Raw genomic sequence first — 26,016 nt, 5'->3', positions numbered from 1 at the left:
CGCCGCCGCCGCAGCCGTCGACGATGAGCTTGGCGTCGGTATGAGTACGGGCACCGCAGGTCCCCGCAAAGATGCACACCGGTCCTATACGGGAACTCATTAATGCACCTTAATCCCGGGACCAAGTTCATATTGGCAGGTTGGCGGTGTCAAGGCTCTAAAGGAAGTAATCCAGTTCCAGGCAGAGATCTCGTATCCGGGACTCCAACGCGGAGTCAAGAAGCTGGCGCAGATCTAGAACTCACCGATGGACTCTTTCGGGGGAGGCAAGGAGACGGAAGCTATCTGCTGCCGTGCATACTGCCTGTAGTGCCGGCGGATATCATCGGTCTGTCCTTACAATCAACACGTCGCAGGGTGCATTGCGGGCCACGCTGTTCGCGACGCTGCCCAACACACGACCGAGGCCCTTCAATCCGACGTTGCCCACAACCAGCAGCCCGGCCCCCACACGCGCCGCTTCCTCGACCAATGCCTCCTGCGGCTTCCCGCGAACGGCGACGGGGCGGATGATCAGGTCGGGATGTTCCTCGCGCAGTTTGGCCGCGACGCGTTCCGCCATTTTTTGCGCTTGCTTGGCGTCGTCAAGTATCCACGTGTCATTGCCGATCTTGATGACCTCGGTATTTTCCTTGACATGGGCGGTGAGCACGGCGAGTTCGGCGTTGAGGCCCTCAGCGATGTCTGCCGCCCGCGAAGCGGCTTTGAACGCAGTGTTGCTGCCGTCGACGCCCACCATGACGATTTCTGACATTGTTGCTTCCTCCTCATTGCTTCGCTCTCGGCCACGGTCTGGCCCTGTCCAAAGATAAATGTTTCGACTACGGCGGGTACCTTCTTGTCCCTGTCGACAACAGTAGATGTGGAAGAGGTTTCCACACATAGAAGATGGCGCCATACACCAGTCCTGGGACCTCGAGCCCACCCATTGCCGCGGGTTGGGGGCGCCGTTGAAAACTCCAGGAGCTATTCTCCTGAGACGATGGTGTATGACTTTGGTGACCGATGCTGTCCTCGGGCCCGTGGTCCTGCCCGTTGACAATCCGGAGACCGGCGCCTCCCTGCTGCGCCCCGAAAAGTGCCCGTCCGAGAGCCGACGTATGCTGCGTAACAAATTTCAATGCCGCACTAAAAGTTAGACTAGTTAGGCTTGGCTAACCTAAGCTTCGTTGAGGGTTCCAACATCCCCTCCATGTCTTCAGAAAGAAGCTCCCCCATGAAGCTCCGCAAGAACGCCCTGGTCGGCATCGCAGTGGCTGCCACCTCCGTCTTCGGCCTCGCAGCCTGTGGTTCGAACGCCGACACCGACTCCGGCGCGTCTGGATCCGTCGCCGCAGGCGAGGGCATCACGGTCTACAACGCGCAGCACGAGAGCCTGGCCAAGGAATGGATCGACGCCTTTACCGAGGAAACCGGCATCAAGGTCACCGTCCGTCAGGGCTCGGACACTGAAATGTCCAACCAGATCATCCAGGAGGGCGCAGCCTCGCCGGCCGATGTGTTCCTTACGGAGAACTCCCCGGCAATGACGCAGGTTGAGAACGCCGGACTCTTCGCGGACGTGGACAAGGCCACCGTCGACCAGATTCCGGCCGAATTCCGTCCTTCCACCGGCAAGTGGACCGGCATCGCTGCCCGTTCCACGGTCCTGGTGTACGACAAGAACAAGATCAGCGAAGACAAGCTGCCCAAGTCGATGCTGGACTTGGCCAACCCCGAGTGGAAGGGAAAGTGGGCCGCCTCGCCGACCGGCGCTGACTTCCAGGCCATCGTCTCCGCGCTGCTTGAGCTCAAGGGCGAAGCCGCCACTGACGCGTGGTTGGCGGGCATGAAGGAAAACTTCAAGGCCTACAAGGGCAACAGCACGGCCATGAAGGCTGTCAACGCCGGTGAAGTCGACGCCGCGCTCATCTACCACTACTACTACTACGGCGATCAGGCCGAGACCGGCGAGAACTCCAACAACGTGACGCCGTACTACTTCAAGAACCAGGACCCGGGAGCCTTCATCTCGGTTTCCGGCGGCGGCGTGCTGAAGTCCTCCAAACACGCAGCAGACGCGCAGGCCTTCCTGAAATTCATCACCGGCAAGCAGGGCCAGGAAATCCTGAAGAACGGCACCTCGTTCGAGTACCCGGTGGGCTCGCAGGTGGAGGCCAATGAGGCGCTGGTGCCGATCAAGGACCTCGAGGCTCCCACGGTGGACCCGGCCAAGCTGAACTCCACCCAAGTCACCGACCTGATGACCAAGGCAGGATTACTGTAGTTCTGTGACAACTGATCTATCGGCTCCCGGTACGCCGAGTACGGGGGCCACGACGGCGGGCGGGGGCAAGCGCCTTCGCCCGCCTTTCGGCGTGTCCACGGTGTCCCTGCTGGCGGTCTTGATCGCCCTGTTTTCGCTCGTCCCCCTGGGCTATGTCGCCTACATGACGGTCGCAACGGGCTGGGACACCGCCGTCGAGCTCATCTTCCGTCCGCGAGTCGGCGAACTGCTGCTGAACACCGTCATGCTCACTGTCATCACCGTCCCGCTGTGCCTGGTCCTGGGCGCAGGCGGCGCGTGGCTGGTGGAGCGCACCACGCTGCGCGGGCACCGCTGGTGGGCCGTCGCCCTGGCGGCGCCACTGGCCATTCCGGCCTTTGTGAACAGCTATTCGTGGGTCTCTGCCGTCCCGTCCCTTGCGGGAATCTGGTCCGGCGTGCTCATCGCCACCTTGTCCTACTTCCCGTTGGTCTATATTCCGGCGGCCGCGGCGCTGGGCCGCCTGGATCCAGCCATCGAGCAATCCGCCGCATCGCTCGGCCTGGGCCCGTGGGCAGTCTTTTTCCGAGTGGTGCTCCCACAGCTCCGGATCGCCCTCACCGGCGGTGCACTGTTGGTATCCCTGCACCTCTTGGCGGAGTACGGCGCGTTCGCCATGATCCGCTTCGATACCTTCACGACGGCGATCATGGTCCAGTTCCAGTCGACATTCAACGGCACGGCCGGAAACATGCTGGCCAGTGTGCTGGTGTTCCTGTGCCTCATTTTGCTGCTGGCTGAGGTGAAGAGCCGCGGCACCGCACGCTATGCCCGCATCGGCTCGGGCGCGCCGGCCAAGGCGACGCGGCTACCCCTTCGCCACTACCAGCTGCCTGCGCAGCTCGGGCTGGCAGCTGTCACGGTGCTGGCCTTCGGGGTGCCTGTCTGGTTTGTTTTGAAATGGCTCATCGCGGGCGGGACGGAGGTCTGGGCGGCCGACGAATTCATGCCCGCACTGCTGCAGACGCTGATGTACGGGGCCGTTGGTGCGGCAGTCACCACTGTGGTTGCCTTCCCGATGGCCTATCTGGCTGTGCGGCGACCCAGTGGGTTCAGCAAGCTGCTGGAACTCTCCAACTACGTGACCAGCTCGCTTCCGGGCATCGTGGTGGGCCTGGCATTCGTCACCGTCAGCATCCGGGCGGTCCCGGGGATCTACCAAACGGCGGGAGTGCTGATCGCCGCCTATGTGCTTCTGTTTCTTCCCCGGGCCCTGGTCAACCTCCGCTCGGGGCTGGCGCAGGCGCCCAAGGAACTCGACGAAGCCGCCCAGTCCCTCGGCAAAGCACCGCTGACTTCCTTTGTTCGGGTGACGCTGCGACTCACCGCACCGGCTGCTGCCGGCGGCGCCGCACTGGTTTTCCTCGCCATCGTCAACGAACTGACGGCCACGCTGCTCCTCTCTCCGAACGGGACCCGGACCCTGGCCACCGAGTTCTGGAGCAAGAGCAGCGAGATCGACTACACCGGCGCGGCACCCTACGCCTTGCTGATGATCTTGCTCTCAGCGCCCATGACCTACCTGCTCTTCCAACAGTCCAAGAAAGTGGCCGGACAGTGACCGAACAATCCCCTCCCAGCCTCCCGGCGTTTCGCGTCGCGCCCTCCGTGGCTCCGACCACCAACACGCATTTGGAGATCGCCGAGGTCACCAAGAACTTCGGTTCACAGTCGGTGCTCAAAGGCGTCGATCTGTCAGTGGCCAAGGGTGGAACCACTGCGATCGTGGGCCCGTCGGGCTCGGGCAAGACTACGCTGCTGCGGCTGATCGCCGGCTTCGAACATCCGGACACCGGCTCCATCAGCCTCAGCGGACTACCCGTTGCCGGAAACGGTGTGTGGATTCCTGCCCACAAGCGGCATGTCGGTTACGTAGCGCAGGACGGGGCGCTCTTCCCGCACCTGACAGTGGCGCAGAACATCGCTTTCGGTCTCAACGCCGGAAAACTCGACGGCGGTCGCCGGGCCCTGAATGCGCGCGTCCAGGACCTGCTCGAAATGGTCTCGCTGGACGCCGCGATGGCCAAGCGACGCCCGCACCAATTGTCCGGGGGCCAGCAGCAGCGCGTTGCGTTGGCGCGTGCGCTGGCCCGCGAACCCGAACTCATGCTCCTGGATGAGCCGTTCTCTGCACTCGACGCCGGGCTCCGGGTTGCCACCCGCCGCGCCGTGGCCAAGGTGCTTAATGAAGCCGGCGTGACCACCATTCTGGTGACCCATGACCAAGCCGAAGCCCTCTCCTTTGCGGATCAAGTAGCGATCATGCGCGGCGGAAAGCTGGCCCAGATCGGCAACCCCTTCGTGGTTTACACGCGGCCGGCCGACCGTGCCACGGCCGAGTTCCTGGGCGACGCGGTGATCCTGGATGCCTGGATGGAGGGTTCGCTGGCGACCTGCTCGCTGGGCGGAGTCCCGGTCCGCCGGCCGCCGGCGCAGGGCAAGGTCCAGCTGATGCTCCGCCCTGAGCAGATCCGGATTGCACCGGACGGTCCCATCCGCGGCGTGGTGGTAGACACCGACTACTTCGGTCCGGAAACCACTGTTCGCATTAAACTGGCCGAGAATAATGTGTCCGAGCGCGCCGCATCCAGCAACGGGCACCGATACCCCGGCGGCGGCGAGGTCATCACCATTCGGCACTGGAACGCATCCATCACGAAGCCCGGGACTGAGCTCTGCCTGCGGGTGGTCGGCGAAGGCGTGGCATTCCCGCAGGATAGCCCGTAGCAGCGTCACCGGATTCTCTAGCCGTTCTTGATCCTTGCTTCTGCCCGCGCCTCTACGACCGGCCGCCGCACATACTCGGATACCACCACACCGGAGTTGTAGGCGGTGGTCTCCACTTCATGGAAGCGCTGAGGCTCGTAGGCGCCCGGCGCGAAGAGCGGGATGCCGTCGCCGAAGAGCAGGGGATTGCGCTTGAGCACCAGCCGGTCGATCTCATCGGCCAACACGGACGCTATTGAACCACCGCCGCAGAGCCAGATTGATGATGTGCCGGGCTGGTCCTTCAACCGGCGGACGACGTCGACCGGGTTGTCATTGCTGACGCTAAGGTTCGGCGGATCTCCCGGGATATCAGCCTGGGTTCGGGACTGGGAGAACACGACCTGACGCAGGTGCCGGTACGGACTCGTGACGCCGGCGGGGAGCCCGACAGCATAGGTGTTCCAACCCATCACTACCGTGTCGAAGACCGAACCGTCCTGTTCGATGCCATAGGCATCGGAAATATTGGTCGGAATGGCGTCGGCGAATCGAGCGGTGAGCGGCTGCATGTGATCGCCCTCGAGCGGAAACGCGTCGAATTCTCCTGCTGGTCCGGCGATATAGCCGTCAAGACTGACGGCGACGAAATAGACGAGTTGCCGCATGGCGCTCCAATCACGACTTATCTGGTGAAGCGCAGACTACATCAAATGTAGTGGTTGGGCTAGGATGGAGCATGGCAAAGAATGATGAGCGGAGACGACTGCTCGCCGACGCAGGCTTGGCAGTTCTCGCTCGCGAAGGCTCGCGCGGACTAACTCATCGCGCGATCGACGAAGCAGCAGGCGTCCCGGTCGGGACCGCGTCGAATTACTTTCGCAGCCGCGACGCGTTGATCGCCGGCCTCGTCGACCGCATCGGCGAGCGTCTAGGCCCGGAGCCGGAGGTCCTCGAGCGCCTCGCGGCCGAGCCGCCCAGCCGCAGGCTTTTCTCCGACTATCTACGCGATATCGTGCGTCGGCTCACCGCGGAACGGGAGGTCACGCTCGCGCTCTTCGAGCTCCGCCTTGAGAGCACCCGGCGCCCAGCTGTCGCAGCCGTCCTGGCGGAATGGCAGCGGGCAGCCTTTGAGGGCGACATCGCGTTCAACACCGCTGCGGGGCTTCCCGGCGGCCGTCGAGACATCGCGCTCTTCCACTATGCGGTGGACGGCTTGCTGTTCGACCGGCTCACCAACCCGCTGGATCCGGACACGTCAACCGACGACGTTATCGAAGCGCTCGTCGCGGGACTCTTGGGCGGCGATGATTGATTCTGAACCAAGCACCGCACAAAGCACCGCGATCGGAGAGGACGCATGCACAACGAACCGATACCGGCCGGGGCAGGCGACCCCGGCCCGTTCTACCACGGTACGAAAGCCGACTTGGCGCCTGGCGAGTTGCTGGAACCGGGCTACAGCTCGAACTACGGAGCGCGGACGAAGGCGAACTACGTCTACCTCACCGCAACCCTGGACGCCGCCACCTGGGGAGCCGAACTCGGAGAGGGGGAGGGGCCGGGAAGGATCTACCGCGTAGAGCCCACCGGCCCGATTGACAACGATCCCAACCTGACAGACCAACGGTTCCCGGGCAACCCCACGAGGTCCTACCGCACGAAGGAACCGCTGCGCATCATCGAAGAGGTCCTGGATTGGGAACCGCATCCTCCCGAGGTGTTGCAGAACATGCGGAACCATCTGGAAGAACTCAAGCGGCAAGGCGTCGAAGCCATCAACGAGTGATCCGCCAGCGGGCCCCACCCGTCCGGCGCGCCGGTGAGGTCGGCCACCAAAGCTGCGCACCGGCGTCGTGCTTTGCTATTTTTGAGGTCAAGACCTCACTCCTAGGTCTCCGGACGACGGTTCAGTACCCGGTGCGCGACAAGACTGGCCAGAGGAATCAATCGTGGAATGGGTCATTCTCATCCTGTCCGGTGTCCTGGAAGCTGTGTGGGCCACGGCGTTGGGCGCATCTAAAAACTTCCGCCGGCTGTGGCCGTCAATCATTTTCGTTGTGGCCATGGCGTTGAGTATGGCCGGCCTGGCCTACGCCATGACCGTCATACCGGTGGGAACTGCCTACGCGGTCTGGGTTGGCATCGGCGCGGTGCTGACGGCCGCCGTCGCCATGGTCACCGGGGCCGAGAAGGCCTCGCTGATCCGGGTCGCCCTGCTGCTGGGCATCATCGGCTGCGTCGTCGGCCTCAAGGCGATCGGCTAACGGGGGCTCACATGTATTGGATCATTTTGCTGGTCAGCGCCGTCCTGGAAGCCGTATGGGCCACGGCGCTGAGCCTCTCCGACGGGCTGAGCGACCCGCTGCCGACCGCAGTGTTTTTTGTGGCCGTGACGCTGAGCATGCTGGGGCTGGGCTATGCGATGCGCGGCATCCCCATCGGCACCGCCTACGCGGTCTGGACAGGAACCGGCGCGGCACTGACCGTCGGCTACGCCATGGTCTTTGGCGGCGAGCAGGCCAGCGTGCTGAAGGTGCTGTTCCTCGCCGGCATCATCGGCTGCGTCATCGGCCTGAAGGTGGTCGACGGGAAGCGCAGCGAGAAGGCATGAAAAAGCGCCGGCAGGTAATGGAGAAGTCGGGGGAAATACTCCATACCCGCCGGCGCTTGGACCGGGCACGTCCGGTCCCTCTTTCACTCGCACCGTGATGAGGTGTCTATGACACTACGGCAGGCTTCTGGGCACAGCCCCGGCAGCAGCTGGGAGAAAGCTGGATTTATCGGCGGACCGCTGAGGCAGCAGGGGAGCGGCGCCCGACGGCAGGAGGCCGCGCCGTCGTGATAAGACTGTGGTGGCCCCAACCAGCGCCTGCCGACCCGACGGCTGCAGCCGAACCCGCCTGATCAAGGAGAGCGTGTATGTCCGACCATCGCCACGGAGAGTACAAGGTCCAGGGCGGCAAGCTTGTTGTTGTCGATTTTGACGTGACGGACCAGAGGATCGTCCGTCCGTCGGTCAGCGGTGACTTCTTCCTGGAACCGGACGAGGCGCTGGCGGACATCAACACGGCGCTGGACGGCATGAGCACCGAAAGCAGCCACACCAGTTTCGCCGCGGCCATCAGCGCCGCGCTACGGCCCGACGCCCAGCTGTTCGGCTTCTCCGCCGACGCCGTTGCCGTTGCCGTGCGCCGGGCCCTGAACAAGGCCACCGGATGGCTGGACCACCAGTGGCAGGTCATCCCGCCCACTCCGCTGCCCACGCACATGCATGTGGCGATGGACGAGGTCCTGACCCGCCAGGTGGGCGCCGGGAAGCGGCAGCCGACGCTGCGTTTCTGGGAGTGGGAGGCGCCCTCAGTGGTGATCGGCAGCTTCCAGTCGGTGCGCAACGAGGTGGATCCGGATGGGGCGGAACGCCACGGCATCATCGTGGTGCGCCGGATCAGCGGCGGCGGGGCCATGTTCATGGAGCGGGGCAACGCCATCACGTACTCGCTGTACCTCCCGCAGACGCTGGTGGACGGACAGAGCTTTGAGGCCTCCTATGAGTACCTCGATGCGTGGGTCATGGCCTCGCTGGAGAAGGTCGGCATCAAGGCGTTCTACCAGCCGCTTAACGACATCGCGACGCCGGAGGGCAAGATCGGCGGCGCCGCACAGAAGCGGTTGGCCAATGGCGGGATGCTCCACCATGTGACTATGTCCTACGACATCGACGCGGACAAGATGACGGACGTGCTGCGGATCGGCAAGGAAAAAATCTCCGATAAGGGCATTACCAGCGCCAAAAAACGCGTTGATCCGCTGCGGCGGCAGACCGGCCTGAGCCGGGAGGAGATCATCGCCGTGATGATCCGGACGTTCAAGGACCGCTACGCCGCCGTGGACAGCGGATTCTCGGACGAGGAGCTGGCCATGGCCCGGGAACTCGTGGACACCAAGTTCGGCACAGACGAGTGGCTGCACCGGGTGCCGTAGCGGCGGCCGGTAGGAGCTACCGGGTTAGCCGCGGCTCTCCGCCGGGGCAGCCACCTGCTGGGCGCGAAGTGCCCGGACCAAGTGGTCGCGCTGTTCGATGACGATGCGGCGCAGGGCCGCGGGTGCATCGCTGTTGCCGTCCAGCCAGGCGTCGGTGCGGACGACGACGGGGTGCTCGGTAGGTGCCTGCCCGGCGGCCAGATCCTCGCCGCCCGGGTAGAGCCCGCGGACCAGCCGGGCCGCTATCTCGATGCTCTTGGACGACCAGATCGCGACCAGTTCCGCAAAGTAGGGGTTTACGTACCCGCTGAGCAGCTCGTGCGGTCCCTGGCAGAAACCGTCGATCGTGGCGTCCAGCAGCTGGTTCGATAGCGAGTCGGTGTGCACGGCGGCGCGCCACGCGTCCGCCTTGACCTCCGGATCCGGCCGGGCCGTCAAGGCGGCCAGGTGGCCGGCCCGCGCAGCGACCGTCCGGTCTCCCTCCAGCGCCGCATCGAGTTCGGCCACCGCAGCGTGGCCGGTGGCGGCCAGCGCCTGCCAGAACCGCCAGCGCAGATCGGTGTCCACGGCCAGCCCGTCCACCACTACCTTGCCCAGCACCAGGTCGCGCAGGAACGGGGCCTGGCTGTCCGCAGCACGGGCCACCGCGGCCAGCGACCTCGCCCACGTCAGCTGCTGGTCGCTGCCCGGATCCGCGGCCTCCACCTGCCGCCGTGCAGCGGCGACGAAAGCTTCCTGGAGTGCCGGCCGGCGGGCCGCCGGTGCGTACCGGTCCATGGCCGTCTTGGCGCAGTCCAAAACCACCTGCAGCACACTGTTCTCGGTCTCGGCCGGGGCAAAGCGCTGCACGGCCTCCACATACTCCGCGGCCGGGAGCAGTCCGTCCCGCGTCATGTTCCAGAGGCCGGACCAGCACAGGGCACGGGCCAGCGGATCGGTGAGTCGGTCCAGCGAAGACAGCACGGTCTGCAGTGAGCGCTGGTCGAAGACCACCTTGGCGTAGGTCAGGTCGTCGTCGTTGAGCAGCAGCAGTGCCGGCTGCTCCCTGCCGGCCAGTTGCGGCAGGTCCGTGCGGGGACCGGCCACGTCCAGCTCCAGCTGGTCCGTGCGGAGCAACCGGCCGGAGGCATCCGGGTTGTAGAACCCCAACCGCAAACGGTGCGGGCGGTGCGCCGGTTCGTCCGTCACCGGATCCACCGCATCCTGGACGATGGCCGCAGCGGCGATCGCCCCGCCGTCGTGCCTCAGGTCCAGGGCCATGGTGGAGATGCCAGCGGTCTGCAGCCACTGGCGCGCCCAGTGTTCCATATCCCGGCCGGAGGCCGCGCTCAGGGCGGTGAGGAAGTCGGCCAGCGAGGTGTTCCCGTAGGCGTGTTCGCGGAAGTAGCGGCGCGACGCACCGATGAACGAGTCGAAGCCGGCGTAGGCCACCAACTGCTTGAGCACCGAGGCGCCCTTGGCATAGGTGATGCCATCGAAGTTCTGCTTGGCGGCTTCCAGATCGCGGATGTCGGCGACGATCGGGTGGGTGGTGGGCAGTTGGTCCTGCACATACGCCCAGCCCTTGCGCCGGTTGGCGAAGGTGATCCACGCATTGCTCCATTGCGTGGCCTCGGCCGAGGCGAGGGCACCCATGTAGTCGGCGAACGACTCCTTCAACCAGAGGTCGTCCCACCACTTCATGGTGACCAGGTCACCGAACCACATGTGCGCCATCTCGTGCAGGATGGTGTTGGCCCGGGCCTGGTACTGTGCCTCGGTGGCGCGGGAGGAGAAAACGTAGGCCTCGGTGAAGGTGACCAGGCCGGGATTCTCCATAGCGCCGAGGTTGTACTCGGGGACGAACGCCTGCTCGTACTTGCCGAACGGATACGGGTAGTCGAAGAGCTCGTGGAAGAAATCGAGGCCGGCCTTGGTGACGTCGAAGATCTGCTCCGGGTCGAAGGCATCGGCCAGCGAGGCGCGGCAGTAGGCGCCGAGCGGCACCTGCAGTTCGCCGCCGTCGGGCAGCGGGCGGTGCCAACTGTCCTTCGCGGCGTGGTACGGCCCGGCCAGGACGGTGGTGATGTAGGTGGAGATGCGCTGGGTCGGGTGGAAGCGGCGGACCGAGTGCCCGGGCGTGGAAGCCATGGGCTCGGTCGAGGCCACGGCGGCGTTCGAGGCGACGGTCCACCCGTCCGGCGCGGCAATGTGGAAGGTGAAGGGGGCCTTCAGATCGGGCTGTTCGAAGTTGGCGAACACCCGCCGGGCATCGGCCGGTTCGTACTGGGTGTAGAGGTAGGTGTTCCCGTCGGCAGGATCCACGAACCGGTGCAGGCCTTCGCCGCTGCTGCTGTACAGCGCGGTGCCGGTAATGATGGCCTGGTTCTGCGCGTCCAGCCCGGGCAGCTGGATGCGCGAACCGTCCACCACCTCGGCGGGATCCAGCGGACGCCCGTTGAGCAGCACGGAGTGGACGCCGCCGTGGATGAAGTCTGCGAACACGGTTGAGCCCGGCTCGCTGCAGCTGAAGGTGATGACGGTTTTGGAGATGAAGCCCGGTTCGTCCTGGTCCTCGGCACCGCGCAGGTCCAAGGAGACCTCGTAGCTCTCCACCCGAAGGATGGCTGATCGGGCCGCGGCTTCGCCGCGGCTGAGGTTCTGGTTCGTCATCCGGCCCATTTAACCATGCGCGGCCCTGGGTGCGTCAGCCTCCGGCCATGGCCAGCCAGGCCGCGCCGAGCCCCAGCCCGGCGATCAGCAGCCAGGACAGCAACGCGGTGGAGATCGCAGGCAGCGAGGAACGGAGCAGTTCCCGGAGCCGGACGGCAGATCCCAGCCCGAACAAGGCTGCGGCCAGCAAGATCTCCTGCACGAGGGCGGTTCCGTTCAGCACAGGCTGCGGCAGCCATCCCGTGCTGCGCAGCAGCACCAACGCCAGGAAACCGAGGATAAACAGCGGCACCACCGGCGGTTGTTTACCCTCCGAGCCGGTACCCCTTGCCCGTGTTGCCTTGGCTGCGTGGCGCCGGTGCACCGCGACGGCGGCCGCCAGCGGCGCGAGCATCACCACCCGCGCCAGCTTCACGACGACGGCGATGGTCAGCGCCGCCGTGCCCGCGCTTTGCGCCGTGGCCACCACCTGTCCAACGTCGTGCACTGATGCTCCGGCCCAGAAGCCGAAAACCTGCGCCGGCATGCCGGTGAGGGCCATGACCGCGGGCAGGACCCCGATGGCCAAGGTGCCGCACAGCGTGACCAGGGCGACGGGCATCAGGCTGTCCTGGGCGCGGCTGCCGCGGGCGGCGGCGATGGCGCCGATGGCCGAAGCCCCGCAGATAGCGAAACCGGCAGCCAACAGCACCGGTTGGTCGCCGGGCAGGCGGTGCCAGCGCGCCAGCAGGTAGGTTCCGGCAAACGCGAGCAGCAGCACCAGCACCACCAGCACCAGCGCGAACCAGCCCAGCTCGGCCAGATCCGACAGGGCCAGCCGGGCGCCGAGCAGCACTATCCCGGCGCGCATCAGCGTCCGGGCGCAGAAGGTAAGGCCGGGTTGTCCCGCGCCGCTAATCCGCGCTGCTGTCGGCGGCACGTTGGCGGCCAAAATGCCCAGCACGACGGCGAAGCTCATCACCGGGACCGCGGGCACCAGCCAGTGCAGGCCAAAGGAGACGAGGACGGCCGTTGCCGCTAGCAACAGTCCCGGCCTGGCACGGCGGATCCAGCGTTCGATGCGGGGCCGCGGAGCCGGAGCGGCCGGAATCCGGATTCTCCCGCCATCCGGCGGCTGGCTCGCGGTCACAAGGCTGAGGTGTTGTGGCGCAACCTACAAGCCTGCAGGTTTGTGGGCAGATTCGACATCGGTCCTGGTCGTGAGCAGCACGCGCTCGTTTTTGCTCAGCACCGTCAAACCGGAATCGGTCACCGTGAAGCCGCGCGCGCGGTCCAGCTCCGGGTCCACTCCGATGGTGGCCCCGGCCGGGACGCGGACGTTCTTGTCCAGGATGGCTTTCCGCACCACGGCGCCTTCGCCCACGGTCACGTTGTCCATCAGGACGCTGCCATGGACCTGGGCACCCTCGGCAACGAAGACATCGGTCGAGAGAACGGATTCGGTGACTTCTGCCCCTGAAACAACCACGCCTTGGGAGAGCAGGGAGTCGTGGGCGGTACCCGCAGTGCCGCTCATGCCGCGGACCAGCTTGGCCGGGGGCGAAACCGACTGCCTCGTGTAGATCGGCCACTGCAGGTTGTACAGGTTGAAGGCCGGCAGCGGACTGATCAGGTCCATGTGTGCCTCGTAGTAGGAATCGAGTGTCCCCACGTCGCGCCAATACTGCCGGTCCGCCCCGGTGGAGCCTGGAATGGTGTTGGCGGTGAAATCGTAGACCGCCGCTTCGCCGCGTTCCACGAAGTAGGGGACGATGTCGCCGCCCATGTCGTGGTCGGTGTCCAGCCGCTCGGCGTCGGCCTCCAGCGCCTGCAGCAGGGCGTCGGTGTTGAAGACGTAGTTTCCCATCGAGGCCAGGAAACTGTCCGGATCGTCGGCCAGCCCGGCGGTGGTCGCCGGTTTCTCGACGAACGCACGGATCTTGGTCGGTGCATCCGGTTCCGATTCGATGACACCGAACTGGTTGGCCAGCGCGAGCGGCTGGCGTACCGCAGCCACGCTGGCGGGTGCGCCGGAAGCGATGTGTTCCTCCACCATCTGGGAGAAGTCCATCCGGTAGACATGGTCCGCGCCGACCACTACGACGATGTCCGGCCTGGCGTCGTGGATCAGGTTCAACGACTGGTAAATCGCATTAGCGCTGCCCAAGAACCAGCTCTTGCCTCGCCGTTGCTGCGCCGGGACCGAGGCAACGTAGTTGCCCAACTGCGAGGCCATCCGCCATGTTTCGGAAATGTGCCGGTCGAGGCTGTGCGATTTGTACTGGGTCAGCACCACGATCTGCCGGTAGCCGGAATTCACCAGGTTGGACAGTGCAAAGTCGATCAAACGGTAGCTGCCGGCGAACGGCACCGCCGGTTTGGCCCGGTCCGCAGTGAGCGGCATGAGCCGCTTTCCCTCGCCGCCGGCGAGTACAACGGCCAGCACCTTCTTCTGTGCCATGTATTTCCCCCTTCACAGTCGCCACGGCCCTTTCGGGCCGAAACGTGACATCCCCCTCACACCTCACACTAGAGGAAGCCCCCGGCGTGCACTACGTTAGGTGTCGTGCGCGTAGATATTGTGACAAAAGAATTCCCACCGGAGATCTACGGCGGGGCCGGTGTGCATGTGGCCGAACTCAGCCGTGTGCTGGCCGGACGGCTGGACCTGCACGTGCATGCCTTCGGGGCTGAGCGGCCGTCCGACTTCCACGGCGCAACCGTGCGCAGTTATGCGGTTCCGGCCGGACTGGCGGAGGCCAACCCGGCCGTGCAGACCCTCGGCGTCGACCTGCAGATGCTGGATGGCTTCGCCGGTGCGGAGCTGATCCATTCCCACACGTGGTACGCCAATATGGCAGGGCATCTGGGCTCGCTGCTGCACAATGTCCCGCACGTGCTGAGCGCCCATTCGCTGGAGCCGTTGCGTCCGTGGAAGGCCGAGCAACTGGGCGGGGGGTACCGGCTCTCCTCCTGGGCAGAGCGCACCGCCTACGAGGCGGCGGCCGCCGTGATCGCGGTGTCGGCCGGGATGCGCAAGGACATACTGCGCTGCTACCCGGACGTGGATCCCGGCCGGGTGCAGGTGGTCCACAACGGCGTGGATGTGCAGCAGTGGAAACCGGATCTTAACGACGACGCCGTGCGTGCCTTGGGCATCGACCCGGAGCGGCCCAGCGTGGTCTTCGTGGGACGGATCACCCGGCAGAAGGGCGTGCCGTACCTGCTGCGCGCTGCCGCGCTGCTGCCGCCGGAGGTACAGCTGGTGCTCTGCGCCGGCGCCGCCGATACCCCCGAACTGGCGGCCGAGGTCAACGCCCTGATCGGCGGCCTGCGCGAAACCCGCGACGGCGTGGTGGTGATCGAGCGGATGCTCCCGCGCGCCGAACTGATCCAGGTTCTCAGCCACGCGACCGTCTTCGCCTGCCCGTCCATCTACGAACCGCTGGGCATCGTGAACCTTGAGGCGATGGCCTGTGGCGCACCGGTAGTGGCCAGCGCCACCGGCGGCATCCCGGAGGTCGTCGACGACGGCGTCACCGGCGCCCTGGTCCCCTTGGAACAGGTGGCCGACGGGACGGGAACCCCGCTGGACGAGGAACAGTTCGTGCGTGATTTCGCCGCGGCGTTGATCCGGACGCTGGCCGACCCGGCCGCTGCGCGCCGACAGGGCGAGGCCGGCCGCCGCCGCGCCGAGGAGCACTTCTCCTGGGACTCGATCGCCGACAAAACCCTGGAGGTCTACCGCAGCGTGCTGGGCTGAGGGAAGTGGCGCACGAACCGCCGCTGCCACGGCGTCTCGACGGCGCCCGGTCGGTAGCGCGCCCTGACGTACTCGACGGCCTCGGTCCGCGGGACGCCGTCCAGGATGGCCATGCAGGCCAACGCCGTGCCGGTCCGACCGCGTCCGCCGAAACAGGCCACCTCCACCCGCTCATCCGCTGCCCGCAGCCACGCCTCGCGGAAGGCGGCCGCGGCGTCGTGGAAATCATCCGGCAGCCGAAGATCGCGCCAGCGCACCCAGCGCTGTTCCCAGTCGGTGGGCAGCGGTGGCCCGTGCTTCAGGTAGAGGGCAAACTCCGGGGCCGGCCCCGCGGGCGTCGGCTTGAGCAAGGCCCGGCCGCGCACCAGCCGCCCCGACGGCAGCCGCAGCACACCTGGAAGTGCGGGATCCCACGGCGTTCCCATGGCAGAACTTTAGTCCTCCGGCGGCGCCTCCGGGAGCCGGGCCTGCGGGCGATCCACGTCTTCAGCCTGGCATGGTTCAGGGATCGAACCGGTAGCCGAGCCCGGGCTCGGTGATCAGATGCTTCGGCCGGGCCGGGTCGGCTTCCAGCTTCCGGCGCAACTGGGCGATGTACACCCGCAGATACTGGGTCTCCTTCACATACGCCGGTCCCCACACCTGCTCCAGCACCTGCCGATGGGGTACCAGCCTGCCGGGTTGGCGGGTCAACACCTCAAGGATCTTCCATTCCGTCGGCGTGAGCTTGATGGAGGTGCCCTGCTTCTCCGCCCGGCGTGCTGCAAAATTGAGCGTGAAGCCAGCGGCCTCCACCAGGTCCTCCTGAGTTCCGGCCGGGCCGCGGCGCAGGAGTGCCCGCAACCGGGCCAGCAGTTCGTCCAGTCCGAACGGCTTGGTCACGTAGTCGTCGGCCCCCGCATCCAGGGCGCCGACCTTTTGGGCGGAGGCATGGCGCGCGGACAGCACCAGAATGGGGGTCTGCGTGCCGGACCGGACAGCGCGGATGATCTCTACGCCGTCCATGTCCGGCAGCCCAAGGTCGAGCACCAAGGCGTCGACCGGCCCTTCCGCCAACGTCGCCAGCGCGCTGCTGCCCGTCGGCGCGGCGATCACGGTGTACCCATTGGCCCGCAGCGTCAGCTGCAGCGCCCGCAGCAACCGGTGCTCGTCTTCTACCACCAGGATGGTTGTCACCGGTCTTCCTGCCGGATGCCCGGGGCATCGGATGGGGCGTTGGATGGCGCACGGGGAGCGGCCAAGGGAAGGCGCAGCACCATCGTCAGCCCTCCGCCGGGCGTACGCTCAGGATGCAGGGTTCCGCCCATCGCCTCGGTCAAGCCCCGGGCGACTGCAAGACCCAACCCGACGCCGGCGTCTTCCCCCGAATCGGTCATCCGCTGGAAGGGTTTGAACATGTCTTCCAGATCCTGCGGCAGCGGACCGGTCCCGGCATCGATGATCCGCAGCTCTCCGTGCACATCGCTTCCCGCTGACGGCGCTTCCCCGGCCCGTAGCGTGATCACCGAGGAGTGGGCGTGACGGGCTGCATTTTCGACCAAGTTCGCAATCACCCGCTCCAGCAGCCCGGGGTCGGCCTCCACCGGCGGGCAATCCTCGGGAATCTGGAAGGCCACCGACTCGGGCGGCACTGAACGCAGGGCTCCCGGAAGCACGTCTTCCCAGTGGACCGGACCAAGCAGTGGCCCGACGGATCCGCTGCTGATGCGGGACATGTCCAACAGGTTCTCCACCAGCAGCCCCAGTTGGTCGGCGTAGGCATCGGTAGTCTGCAGGAGCTCACGCCGCTCCTCGGTGCTGAACGAACCGCCCTGATGCAACAGGCTGCTGACCGAGAACTTGATGCCGGCCAGCGGGGTGCGCAGATCATGGCTGACAGCCTGCAGGATTGAACCGCGCATCAGGTTGTCCTGGGCCAGGCGTTCGTTCTCGAGCCGGCTGATCATCAACTGTTGGCGGGCACGCAATGCCGTGGCCTGCGCGGCGAAAGCCTTCAATAGATGGCTCTCGCCCGCCGTCAGGTGGGGACCCAGCAGGGCCATCACCGTGGTGTCGTCCACTCGTTCGACGGTGTCGGCGGCGTCCGGAGACCCCAGTTGCTGGCCGGCACCGGCCAGCAGGACCCAACCGGAATCATCACCGGTGTCCGATCCGCTGCCGGAAGGCCGCACGAACAGCGCGGCGGCATCGGCCTTGAACACCTGCCGCGCCTGGTCCAACAAGCTCCGCAGGGGGTCCTCGGTGGCGATCGCCACCCGGGTCAGCTCATTCAACACCGCAGCCTCGGCGCCGGCCCGGCGCGCCCGCGCGGCCCGACGGGCAGATACGTCCACGACCCAGGCCACCGCCCCGGCGACGGCGACAAAACACACCAAGGCCACGGCCATGTCGGTTTCGTGGATCAGCAGCTGGCCGGTGGGCTCGGTCATGAAGTAGTTCAGGAGCAGGCTGCTCCACAGAGCGGCCAAGAGGGCAGGCCAGATCCCGCCCACCAGTGCCACGCCAACGGCTCCGGTGAGCTGGATTAACGACGCAGTGGTCAGATTGGCGTGCCACACCTGCAGCAACAGGAACTGTAAGCCGGCCGGCAGTACAACGGCCAGCACCAGGCCGGCCAACACCCTCCGGACACTCAATGACCGTGGAGACGGCCAGCCACGCATCCCCGCGTGCACCTTCGACATGCCCTAGTCATACCACTGCATCAGCCGGCGAGGTTCAGCGCAGGACGATGTCCACCGGGCGGGCCAGCGAACGGCCGCGTTCCAGGATGCCGGAGCGGTTGGCGGATTCGTCGCGCAGGACTTCGGTGACAGAGCCGAGGAAGCGGGCCAGATCCACCTTGTCCTCCGGAGCGGCCAACAGCAGCTGGAAGCCGAACTCGTGCAGCGCGTTGATGCTGGCCTCGGCGAAAGCCAGCGACGACTTCACGAACGCCTCGTCCATCATGACCGTGCCGAAGGTGCTGAAGCCCTGTCCTGCGATGCCGAGCTGGTAGGCCAGCGCCGAGGCCATGATGAACGCCGTGAAGCGCTGGCCCTCCCCGCCGGACATCAGGCTTGCCTGCAGGTTGGTATACGCGCGGCCGTCCGCGAGCAGGTTCGTGCAGGTGATGTCCACGTGCGACCGCACGTCCAGGACCTCGGCACGCCAGCGGCGGTCGTCCTCCGAAGCCAGCCGCTCCACGATGCGGTCCAGGGCCAGGTAGCGGGCGTCCATGTCATCGCCGGTCTGCCGCCGGCCCATCACCGGCAGCGCGTTCTTTAGGTCGGTCCGGAACTTGTGCGAAGCGTCCGGAACGGCGTTGGCAATCTCGATCTGCAGGTGGCTGTCCGCGTGGTAGTTGACCCGCCGCAGGATCTGGTTCAGCGGCTGTAGCCGGGACGCTATGCTGCGGCGTTCTTCGTCCAGCAGTTGGAGCAGGTCGCTGAAGCGTTCGTAGGTGCGGTTGTTGAAGTACTCGCGGAACTCCGCCTCCCGCTGCGGCAGGCCTTCGCCCACAATGTCGTGGTAGCGGGCCGCATAGTCGGCGGCACCATCCAGCGAGGTGCCGTGGTCCGACCCCCACTGCCGGTTGTAGGCCTCGAAGATCTTCACCAGCTGGTTGCCGGCCTCCAGCTTGGCCCGGTCCAGCGTTCCGCGGGAGCTAAGCAGCTCGCGCTCCACCTTGGTGCAGACCTCGCCGAGGATCTCCAGATCGGTCACTTCGCCATGCGGGGCAAACAGTGCGTCAAGTTCGGACGCCAGTTCCACGGTCAGCTGGCCGGCCGGTTCGCCGTCCCCAGCCAAGCCCTCGCGGCGGTGGCGCGCGGCAGCCAGCCCGGCGGACAGCCGGGCGGCTTCGCCCTTGAGCACCCCGATCTTCTCGGTCGCAGCCGTGAGGTCCAGCTCGGCCGTTTCCAGTTCGAAGCGCAGCTGCTCCAGGTCCGTGTTGGCGTCACGGGCCTGCTCCAACCGTTCAACCGCCGCCGCCACCGCCGCGGCGTGTGCGTCGGAAGAGATCTCCTCCCAGCCCCGGGTGTCCGCAGCCACTGCCTTGGCCGCGGCCAGCCGCCGGCCCAGGTCCTGCTGTTCCCGGGCGCGTTCGACAGACTCTGAATCGGCCGTGCCGTAGGTGTCGCGCAGTTCCAGCAGCCGGGTGGCCAGCGCGGCGATCTTGTCCTCGTTGTCGAAGCCCAGCAGGTGGTCGGAAGCCCCGGTATGCCGGTCGTCCTTCTCGGTGGTGCTGCTGCTGCGCTTGACCGCTCCGCCCAAGGTCACGCCGCGGGGGACCCCGGCCAACTGCTCCGGCTCCTCGACGCAGACGTAGTCGTAATGCGCCGTGATTTTGCGCCGGACCCACTGGCCCATCGCGGTGTCCTTGGTGACCAGCTTGGTGACCAGGTCGTCCGTTTCGGCCTCGGCCTTGCCGTCCAGCGGAGCGCTGACATCGATGATCCGCAGGAAGCCGCGGATGTTGTGCTCGTTCAGATACCGGGTGACGGCGTTCATCCGCTCGCCCGGCACCAGCAGCGCTGACGCCAGGGAGCGCAGCGCGCGCTCGGCTGCCGGCCGCCAGCGGGCTTCGGCGGGGGCAAGATCGATCAGCTCGCCGGCAAAGGGCAGTTCCTCTTCCGCGATGCCGGTCGCTGCGCAGATCTGCCGCCGGCGTTCCAGGCTCTCCGGGCGGATGTTGCTGGTGCGGCGGCGGAAGGACTCGATTTCCTGCTCCAGCGACCGGATCTGCCCCTTGAGGCTCCAGGCCTCGCCTTGGGCGTCGTTGCTGCGTTCGCGGACGGATTCGGCGTCGGTGAGCAGTTCCTTCACCAGCACCGCGGCGCGGCTGCGCGCGGCCGCCAGTCCGCCGGGGCTGAAATCGGCGTCAAGGCCCGCGGCCTGCGCTTCGGCCCGGAAGGATTCCTCAACCGACTGGCGGGCCCGCATCTCGGACTGGGCTGCGGCCAGCTCCCGCTCCAAGGTGGCGACGGCGGCGCCGCCCTCGCTGCCGTACCGTGCGGTCAGCTGTGCCGTCTGCTGCTTGAGTGCGGCGCGTGCAGCTTCAGTCGCTGCCAATTCCTGTGCTGCGGTGGCCGCCTCCGCGTCCAGCAGGTCGATCTGCCGGTCCTGGCACTGAAGTGCCAGCCGGCGCCGGTAGAGCGGCAGCGCGACATCGGCCAGGAGGATGGCTCGGTCCAGCTGCGACTGCGTCTCCCGCAACTGTTGGTGCAGCCGGGGCACGGGAGCCAGCAGGTCCCGTTGCTGCCGGACACGTTCCAGCTGCCGCCGGATGCTGCGCAGGTGGCTGAAGTCCTGCACCGCCTCTTCGGCAGCGACCAGCGTCCGCGGCGTGTCCAGCACATGGTTGCGGAAGAAATCGTTGACGGTGCCACCCAGCCCCTTGCCGGTCTGCAGCGTGCGCAGCAGTCCGAAGGCTTTCTCCTGATCGATGCCCAGTGCCTGCCGGAAACGTTCCGCGAAGGCCTTGTGTGAATCGAAGACCTGGCTGCCCGGCAGCAGCGTCTCCAACGATGTCTTGCTGAAGCGGCCCGCCATGCCGGACTCCAGCCGGGGGATGTCCAGCGGCTTGTTGTGCAGGACGTAGAAACGGCCCACGTTGTGTTCGGTGCCGTTCGCCGGGAGGTCCAGCATCACGGCGAGACTGGTGGTCTGGCCCAGGGCATTGTCGAAGGTCAGGCAGACCGCCGACCAGATGGCGCCGGGACGCTGGTAGAACGTGGCAGTCTGGGAATCATCGCCGTCGGCCGGCGTGGCACCCAACCGGCCGCGCATGTAGCTGAACGCGGTGCGCCGTTCCTCGGACGCCTGGCCGGAGTTGGTCTGGGCCGCCTCGTTCATCCTTGGCCGGGCGTCCAGTACCTGCAGCATGCCGTCGAAAATGGTGGACTTGCCCACGCCGGAGCCGCCGGTCAACAGCGTGCCGGCCCGGTCCACCCGGATGGTGTGGGCGCCGTCGAAGGTGCCCCAATTGACCAGCTGCACGGACGTGAGCCGGTGCTGGCCCGGGTTGAGCAGCCCGTCCATCGGCAGGATTGTCTCAATGCTCATGCTCAGGCCTCTCCGCCGTCGAAAGCCAACTGGTCCGTCTCCGGCGCACCGTCCGCCGGTAGGTCTTCGCCGGCCAGCGAGCCAATCACCGCAGGGATGTCGCCGATGTTCTCGAAAGGCAGGGCCAGCGGCAGCGCCGGCGAAATGACCCACACATCCGGAAGCTCGGTTGCCTGCAGCAACCGGCGCTCGTTGGCCAGCTTGCGGATGGAGGCGTCGGCCAGATCCTCCACATGCTTGGCATCGCGCTGTTCCGGATCCACGTAGTCCTGCAGCACGTCGATGACGTCGGCGCGGCTAATCAGCGGTTCGGTTCCGGTGCCGGCATGGCGGTCCTGAACCAGGCGCATGCGCAGCAGAAGAAGCGTCTCTTCCCGGGTCATGTCCCGCTGCCGTTGCAGGGCAGTGGTGTGCGGCTCGGCCATCGGGACCTGGCGCAGCATGGCGACCTTGCGGTCTTCGTCGATGACCAGTTGCAGGAACAGCTCGCTGAGCCGGGAAGCAAGGGTCCAGCGGTGTTCCACCACGGTGTCGTACACCCGGTCGGTGGAACCGGCATCCAGATACGGGCCGCGCAGCAGCCTGATCAGGGCCTGGCGCAGCTTCAGCGGCAGGGTGCCGGTATCGCCGTCGAACAATGCCGGCCCGTCCCGGACTTCGTCCCGTGCAGGCGCTTCGCGTTCGTCCGGTTCTTCCAATCCGGTCCGTTCGTCCAGACCTGCCCGGTCATCCAGACCTGCCCATTCGTCTGGCCCCTGATCTTGAAGCTCCGGCGATTCGACCAGCGGGACGCCGTCGTGCGGACTTCCGTCGGGTGCAACGCGGACCTCGGTCATCTCGTTCATGAATCTGCAGCTTTCGTGAAGGTAACGGCGGGCAGCACCGCGGTGCGTTCGCTGCCGTCGATCTGGATCAGGGTCACGGTGTCGGATGCGTCCGCGTCCAGCGTGCCACCGGAGTTCAAGGCATGCTGCAGCAGCCAACGTAGGCTGTTCAGATGCCGGTGCTGCGGTTCCAACTGGGCGTAGACCGCGGACAACGGAGCCGGCCCGCGGGCCTCCACGGCGGTGCGGACGGCGTGGGAGAGGACCGCTGCGTCCGCCTGCGGCGTGCGGAGGACACGGTGGATGTCCGCCTCGGTGAAGGCCGGCGGCGCCGGCAGCTTGGCCGGTGCCTGGTGGTCCTGCGGGTCATAGAGCCGGACCATGCTCACCGATTCAAAGCCGGAGCCGAAGAGTTCGGGCGCGGGGATCACGGCGCGGCGGCCCGGCAGGCTGCGCCGGGACTTGAGGATGGCGGCCTCGGCGGCACGGATGGCCTGCCGCAGCTGGATCGATTCGCGGACGTCGTCCGACTGCACAAAGGTGTGCATGCTCTCCGAGAGACGGCCGTAGATCCGGTGGATCTCCGCCGATTGCGCCCGCAGCTGGGGCATGAGCCGCTGCAGCGCCCGCCGGTCCTCGGCGTCCAGCGCGTCGGCGAAGTCCCGCTCGAGTACCTCGGCGATCGCCTGCCGGAAGCGCTGCTGCTGCTCCTCGTCGTTCAGGAAGGCCGTGAAGCTCTCGTACGTCCGGCCTTCGCTGGTGCCGCGCAGCCGTTTGTCTGCCTCGAGGACCTCGCCCATGGTGATGCCCTTGGTGGCGTTCGACTCCACGATCTCGGCGCGCAGCGTGTGCAGCATCAGTTCCAGGCCGTCGCGCATCCGCTTGAAATCGGCCGGCAGGCCGGCGGCCAGCGCCAAGACATCGCGGGCGGCCTCCACCGCCGTGGCGTCGGGCAACGACGCCGGTGCTTCGCCGGCTTCCAGCGCGCGGATCTTTTCCTGCCGCTGGGCGATTTCAGCCTGCAGCACGGTGATCCGGGCCTCGGGATCGGGATCGGTCTCATGGGCCAGCGCTTCAACGCGGGTGAGCAGGGTGGCCAAGCGGGAGCTGTTCAGCGACGAGGAAGTCCCGGTCAAGCCATCCAGGTACTCCAGGAACCGCACGGTGGTTTCGGTGGGTTCGTAGACGAACCGGCCGTCCTCGCGCAGCCGGGACAGGTAGCGCCGGGCCACCCAGTCATCGGCATACTGGCGAGCGGACCAGTCCACGCGCAGTTCCACCCCGGCTCGGCGCAGCTCGGCCAGAAACGAGTCGGTGCTGCGGTGAAACTCTTCCAGCGGCAACTGCGGCCGGGAGCGGGTGAAAGCGGTCCTGAACAGCGCCGGCACCCAGGGGCTGGCGGAGGCGAGCTTGAGGCCGGGCGTGGCGGCCAGCGCCTGCAGCTCCTGCCAGCGGGCAAGGGCATTCTGGGTGAAGGACATGAAAGGTGCTTTCCGCCCGCGGAAGGGAGTAGCGGGCCCAGAAAATCTTAGCTGGTCCGGTTCCGCTCACGACGGCGGGGCCCCGCCAAGGCGAGCCGTGTCGCCTGGGGCGAGCCCCGCCGTCGTTGTCCTAGCCCTTGGCTTCCAGTTTCTGCCGCTTCTGGCTGAGCTTCTCCGTGGCCTTGCGTCGGGCGATGAGTACCTTTTCGTCCATCGGGGCCTCGCCGCTGGCGCGCCGGGAGCGGGCATAGGCCATGGCTTCGTCCTGGCGTTCCTGTTCGGCGCCGCTGGCAATCTTCGCGCGCAGGTGCTCCGGGCCATAGCCGAAGGCATCCACCAGATCGCGGGCGTGCGGGCGGAGCCGGGACAGCAGGCGGTTGATGTAGGTACCGAGGATGCGGGCGCGCTGCGCCGACAGCCGGCCGTACATCAGGTACCAGCCCAGGTTCTTCTCCACCAGCGACAGCCCGAACAGGTCCCGCAGCCAGGTCAGCACCTGCCGGGTGCCGTGGTCGTCGATCTGGGTGAGCGCGGCGGTGAAGGCTTCCCACTGCAGCAGTTCGGCGTGCGCGCGGGCCGCCTCGATCAGCTCATGCTGGTGTTCGTTGAACAGCGCCGCGGCCTCCTTTTGCGGAAGCCGGGTGGCGTTGCGCAACGCGCCGCCGATGCCCGCCACCATGGTGGAGACCCGGTCGGTGAGCAGCTGGCGCTGGGTTTCCGGATCCTTGAGGTAATTGGCGCTCTTGCGCTCCGATCCGCTGTCCGCGAAGGTCTGGGCCACCTGGCGCAGGCCGGTGCGGTGCAGGGTGACGTCGGCCGCCTGGTGCGCCACCCAGCGGGCCATCACGCCGAAGTCGGCATGGCGGAATTCGTTGGCGTAGTCCGCCAGTAGGCGCTTGGCGACCAGTTGCAGCAGCACGGTGTTGTCGCCTTCGAAGGTGGCGTAGATGTCCAGGTCGGCGCGCAGGGCGGCGAACCGGTTTTCGGCCAGGAACCCCGCGCCGCCGGTCGCCTCGCGGCACTCCTGCAACGTGTCCAGGGCGTGCCAGGTGCTGAGCGACTTCAGTGCCGCCGCCAGGGTTTCCAAGTCCTGCCGGTCCTCGTCCGTGTCATGGGCGCCGGAGAAGACGTCGTCGAACTTCTGCAGCAGTTGTTCATGCGCGAACGACGCCGCGTAGGTGGTGGCCAGCCGGGGCAGCAGTCGGCGCTGGTGGCGTTGGTAGTCCAGCAGCACCTCTTCGGCCGTGTCCGAGGAGGCGTTGAACTGGCGCCGTTCGGTGGCATAACGGACGGCGATCGCCAGCGCCACCTTGCTGGCGGCCACCGCGGCGCCGTCCAGCGAGACCCGGCCCTGCACCAGGGTGCCCAGCATGGTGAAGAAGCGGCGGCCGGGGCTGGCGATGGGGGAGGAGTAGGTGCCGTCCTCGGCCACGTCGCCGTACCTGTTCAGCAAGTTGGTGCGCGGAATACGGACCTGGTCGAAGTGCAGCCGGCCGTTGTCGATGCCGTTCAGGCCGCCCTTGTAGCCGTCGTCCTCGCCGCCGATGCCGGGCAGGAAGTTGCGCTGCTCATCGCGAAGGGGGACATAGAACGCGTGCACGCCATGGTCCACGCCGTGGGTGATGAGGTGCGCGAACACCACGGCGGCCAAACCGTCATTGGCGGCGTTGCCCAGGTAGTCCTTCCACGCGGCGCGGAACGGGGTGTGGATGACGAATTCCTGCGTCTCCGGTTCGTACGTGGCGGTGGTGGCGATGCTGGCAACGTCCGACCCGTGGCCGGTCTCGGTCATGGCGAACGCGCCGGGGGTCTTCAGGCTCATGATGTCCGGCAGCCACCTGTTGTGGTGTTCCGTGGTGCCCAGGTGCAGCACGGCGGCTCCGAACAGGCCCCACTGCACCCCGGCCTTGATCTGCAGCGAGGGGTCGGCGGTGACCAGTTCCTCGAAACCGGCGATGTTTCCGCCGTGATTGTCCTCTCCGCCGAGCCGCCGGGGGAAGGCACGGTGCACGGCCCCGGCGTCCACCAGGTACTTCAACTGGCCAACGACGCGTTCGCGGTGCTCAACCATCGGCAGGCCGTCGATCCGGTGGATTTCCGGCCGGCCGGCGAGGTCGCGCGCGGCTTGGCGGATCTCGGCCCAGCGGCCCAGCAGGACCTCGCCGAGCCCGGCCACGTCAACGGTAGCGCCGCTGTCTTCAACCGGTTCCGGGGTTTCGGCGGTGGGGGTATACGTCATCGGTTGTTCCTTCAGTCGTCACGAATGGGTCGGATGGT

The 26,016-nt window shown here is 66.7% G+C and carries 21 protein-coding genes and 1 riboswitch; of the genes, 9 read left to right on the top strand and 12 right to left on the bottom strand.

The window, feature by feature from the left end:
- Window positions 1-322 precede the first annotated feature (322 nt).
- Window positions 323-754 (bottom strand): universal stress protein, encoded by a 432-nt coding sequence (locus tag MNQ99_RS10795; RefSeq protein WP_127512528.1) that lies wholly within the window; start codon window positions 752-754, stop codon window positions 323-325.
- A 462-nt stretch (window positions 755-1,216) separates the two neighbouring features.
- Between MNQ99_RS10795 and MNQ99_RS10790 the strand changes: the two genes are divergently transcribed.
- The 3 genes from MNQ99_RS10790 to MNQ99_RS10780 are packed head-to-tail and all read left to right on the top strand — an operon-like array spanning window position 1,217 to window position 5,032.
- Window positions 1,217-2,266 carry an iron ABC transporter substrate-binding protein gene (locus tag MNQ99_RS10790; protein ID WP_241915333.1) on the top strand — a complete coding sequence of 350 codons (1,050 nt, stop codon included), beginning with the start codon at window positions 1,217-1,219 and terminating at the stop codon, window positions 2,264-2,266.
- 4 nt (window positions 2,267-2,270) lie between these two features.
- Window positions 2,271-3,866: an ABC transporter permease gene (locus tag MNQ99_RS10785; RefSeq protein WP_241912951.1), complete on the top strand. Its 1,596-nt coding sequence runs from the start codon at window positions 2,271-2,273 to the stop codon at window positions 3,864-3,866.
- Window positions 3,863-5,032 carry an ABC transporter ATP-binding protein gene (locus MNQ99_RS10780; protein ID WP_241912950.1) on the top strand — a complete coding sequence of 390 codons (1,170 nt, stop codon included), beginning with the start codon at window positions 3,863-3,865 and terminating at the stop codon, window positions 5,030-5,032. Before MNQ99_RS10785 ends, MNQ99_RS10780 begins: the two co-directional genes overlap by 4 nt.
- 17 nt (window positions 5,033-5,049) lie before the next feature.
- On the opposite strand, the gene MNQ99_RS10775 is transcribed toward MNQ99_RS10780, so the two are convergent.
- Complete coding sequence (locus MNQ99_RS10775) at window positions 5,050-5,679, bottom strand: dihydrofolate reductase family protein (RefSeq protein WP_241912949.1); 630 nt, start codon at window positions 5,677-5,679, stop codon at window positions 5,050-5,052.
- Window positions 5,680-5,750: 71 nt separating this feature from the next.
- Between MNQ99_RS10775 and MNQ99_RS10770 the strand changes: the two genes are divergently transcribed.
- The 5 genes from MNQ99_RS10770 to MNQ99_RS10750 all read left to right on the top strand — a co-directional run bounded on the left by MNQ99_RS10770 (window position 5,751) and on the right by MNQ99_RS10750 (window position 8,995).
- A complete protein-coding gene (locus MNQ99_RS10770) occupies window positions 5,751-6,326 on the top strand; it encodes a TetR/AcrR family transcriptional regulator (RefSeq protein ID WP_241912948.1) in 576 nt (191 codons plus the stop codon).
- A 45-nt stretch (window positions 6,327-6,371) separates the two neighbouring features.
- Complete coding sequence (gene arr, locus MNQ99_RS10765) at window positions 6,372-6,800, top strand: NAD(+)--rifampin ADP-ribosyltransferase (protein ID WP_241912947.1); 429 nt, start codon at window positions 6,372-6,374, stop codon at window positions 6,798-6,800.
- Window positions 6,801-6,887: 87 nt separating this feature from the next.
- Window positions 6,888-6,953, top strand: a riboswitch (guanidine-III (ykkC-III) riboswitch).
- 10 nt (window positions 6,954-6,963) lie between these two features.
- A complete protein-coding gene (locus MNQ99_RS10760) occupies window positions 6,964-7,278 on the top strand; it encodes a DMT family transporter (protein WP_127512533.1) in 315 nt (104 codons plus the stop codon).
- 11 nt (window positions 7,279-7,289) lie between these two features.
- Window positions 7,290-7,625 carry a DMT family transporter gene (locus tag MNQ99_RS10755; RefSeq protein ID WP_127512534.1) on the top strand — a complete coding sequence of 112 codons (336 nt, stop codon included), beginning with the start codon at window positions 7,290-7,292 and terminating at the stop codon, window positions 7,623-7,625.
- 308 nt (window positions 7,626-7,933) lie between these two features.
- A complete protein-coding gene (locus MNQ99_RS10750; RefSeq protein ID WP_241912946.1) occupies window positions 7,934-8,995 on the top strand; it encodes a lipoate-protein ligase LplAB in 1,062 nt (353 codons plus the stop codon).
- Between the two features lie 24 nt (window positions 8,996-9,019).
- On the opposite strand, the gene pepN is transcribed toward MNQ99_RS10750, so the two are convergent.
- From pepN to glgC, 3 genes are read right to left on the bottom strand one after another with little or no spacing between them, the layout of a single operon-like run.
- Window positions 9,020-11,647 (bottom strand): aminopeptidase N, encoded by a 2,628-nt coding sequence (pepN, locus tag MNQ99_RS10745; RefSeq protein ID WP_241912945.1) that lies wholly within the window; start codon window positions 11,645-11,647, stop codon window positions 9,020-9,022.
- A gap of 34 nt (window positions 11,648-11,681) precedes the next feature.
- Window positions 11,682-12,776 (bottom strand): YeiH family protein, encoded by a 1,095-nt coding sequence (locus MNQ99_RS10740; protein ID WP_338423089.1) that lies wholly within the window; start codon window positions 12,774-12,776, stop codon window positions 11,682-11,684.
- 24 nt (window positions 12,777-12,800) lie between these two features.
- On the bottom strand, window positions 12,801-14,087 hold the full coding sequence (glgC, locus tag MNQ99_RS10735) for a glucose-1-phosphate adenylyltransferase (RefSeq protein WP_338423088.1): 1,287 nt from the start codon (window positions 14,085-14,087) through the stop codon (window positions 12,801-12,803).
- 105 nt (window positions 14,088-14,192) lie between these two features.
- On the opposite strand from glgC, the gene glgA reads away from it, so the two are divergent.
- Entirely contained in the window at window positions 14,193-15,389 is a 1,197-nt protein-coding gene (gene glgA / locus MNQ99_RS10730; RefSeq protein ID WP_241912944.1) for a glycogen synthase, read from the top strand.
- Here the strand turns inward: glgA and MNQ99_RS10725 are convergent.
- From MNQ99_RS10725 to MNQ99_RS10695, 7 genes are all read right to left on the bottom strand, one after another.
- On the bottom strand, window positions 15,368-15,814 hold the full coding sequence (locus MNQ99_RS10725) for a protein-tyrosine phosphatase family protein (protein WP_127512539.1): 447 nt from the start codon (window positions 15,812-15,814) through the stop codon (window positions 15,368-15,370). The genes glgA and MNQ99_RS10725 overlap by 22 nt on opposite strands.
- Before the next feature lie 76 nt (window positions 15,815-15,890).
- Window positions 15,891-16,565 carry a response regulator gene (locus MNQ99_RS10720; protein WP_241912943.1) on the bottom strand — a complete coding sequence of 225 codons (675 nt, stop codon included), beginning with the start codon at window positions 16,563-16,565 and terminating at the stop codon, window positions 15,891-15,893.
- Window positions 16,562-18,025 (bottom strand): ATP-binding protein, encoded by a 1,464-nt coding sequence (locus MNQ99_RS10715; protein ID WP_241912942.1) that lies wholly within the window; start codon window positions 18,023-18,025, stop codon window positions 16,562-16,564. The genes MNQ99_RS10720 and MNQ99_RS10715 overlap by 4 nt, the downstream gene beginning before the upstream one ends.
- 82 nt (window positions 18,026-18,107) lie before the next feature.
- Window positions 18,108-21,434, bottom strand: a complete 3,327-nt coding sequence (locus MNQ99_RS10710; protein WP_241912941.1) for an ATP-binding protein — start codon at window positions 21,432-21,434, stop codon at window positions 18,108-18,110.
- Between the two features lie 2 nt (window positions 21,435-21,436).
- Entirely contained in the window at window positions 21,437-22,279 is an 843-nt protein-coding gene (locus MNQ99_RS10705) for a DUF4194 domain-containing protein (protein WP_241912940.1), read from the bottom strand.
- On the bottom strand, window positions 22,276-23,739 hold the full coding sequence (locus tag MNQ99_RS10700; RefSeq protein WP_241912939.1) for a DUF3375 domain-containing protein: 1,464 nt from the start codon (window positions 23,737-23,739) through the stop codon (window positions 22,276-22,278). The genes MNQ99_RS10705 and MNQ99_RS10700 overlap by 4 nt, the downstream gene beginning before the upstream one ends.
- Window positions 23,740-23,869: 130 nt before the next feature.
- Complete coding sequence (locus MNQ99_RS10695) at window positions 23,870-25,978, bottom strand: acyl-CoA dehydrogenase family protein (RefSeq protein ID WP_241912938.1); 2,109 nt, start codon at window positions 25,976-25,978, stop codon at window positions 23,870-23,872.
- Window positions 25,979-26,016: the final 38 nt, after the last annotated feature.

Source organism: Arthrobacter sulfonylureivorans, assembly GCF_022637435.1.
GTDB lineage: Bacteria > Actinomycetota > Actinomycetes > Actinomycetales > Micrococcaceae > Crystallibacter > Crystallibacter sulfonylureivorans.
Note: the sequence above shows the minus strand (reverse complement) of the source record. Positions and strands in the feature narration are given on the sequence as shown.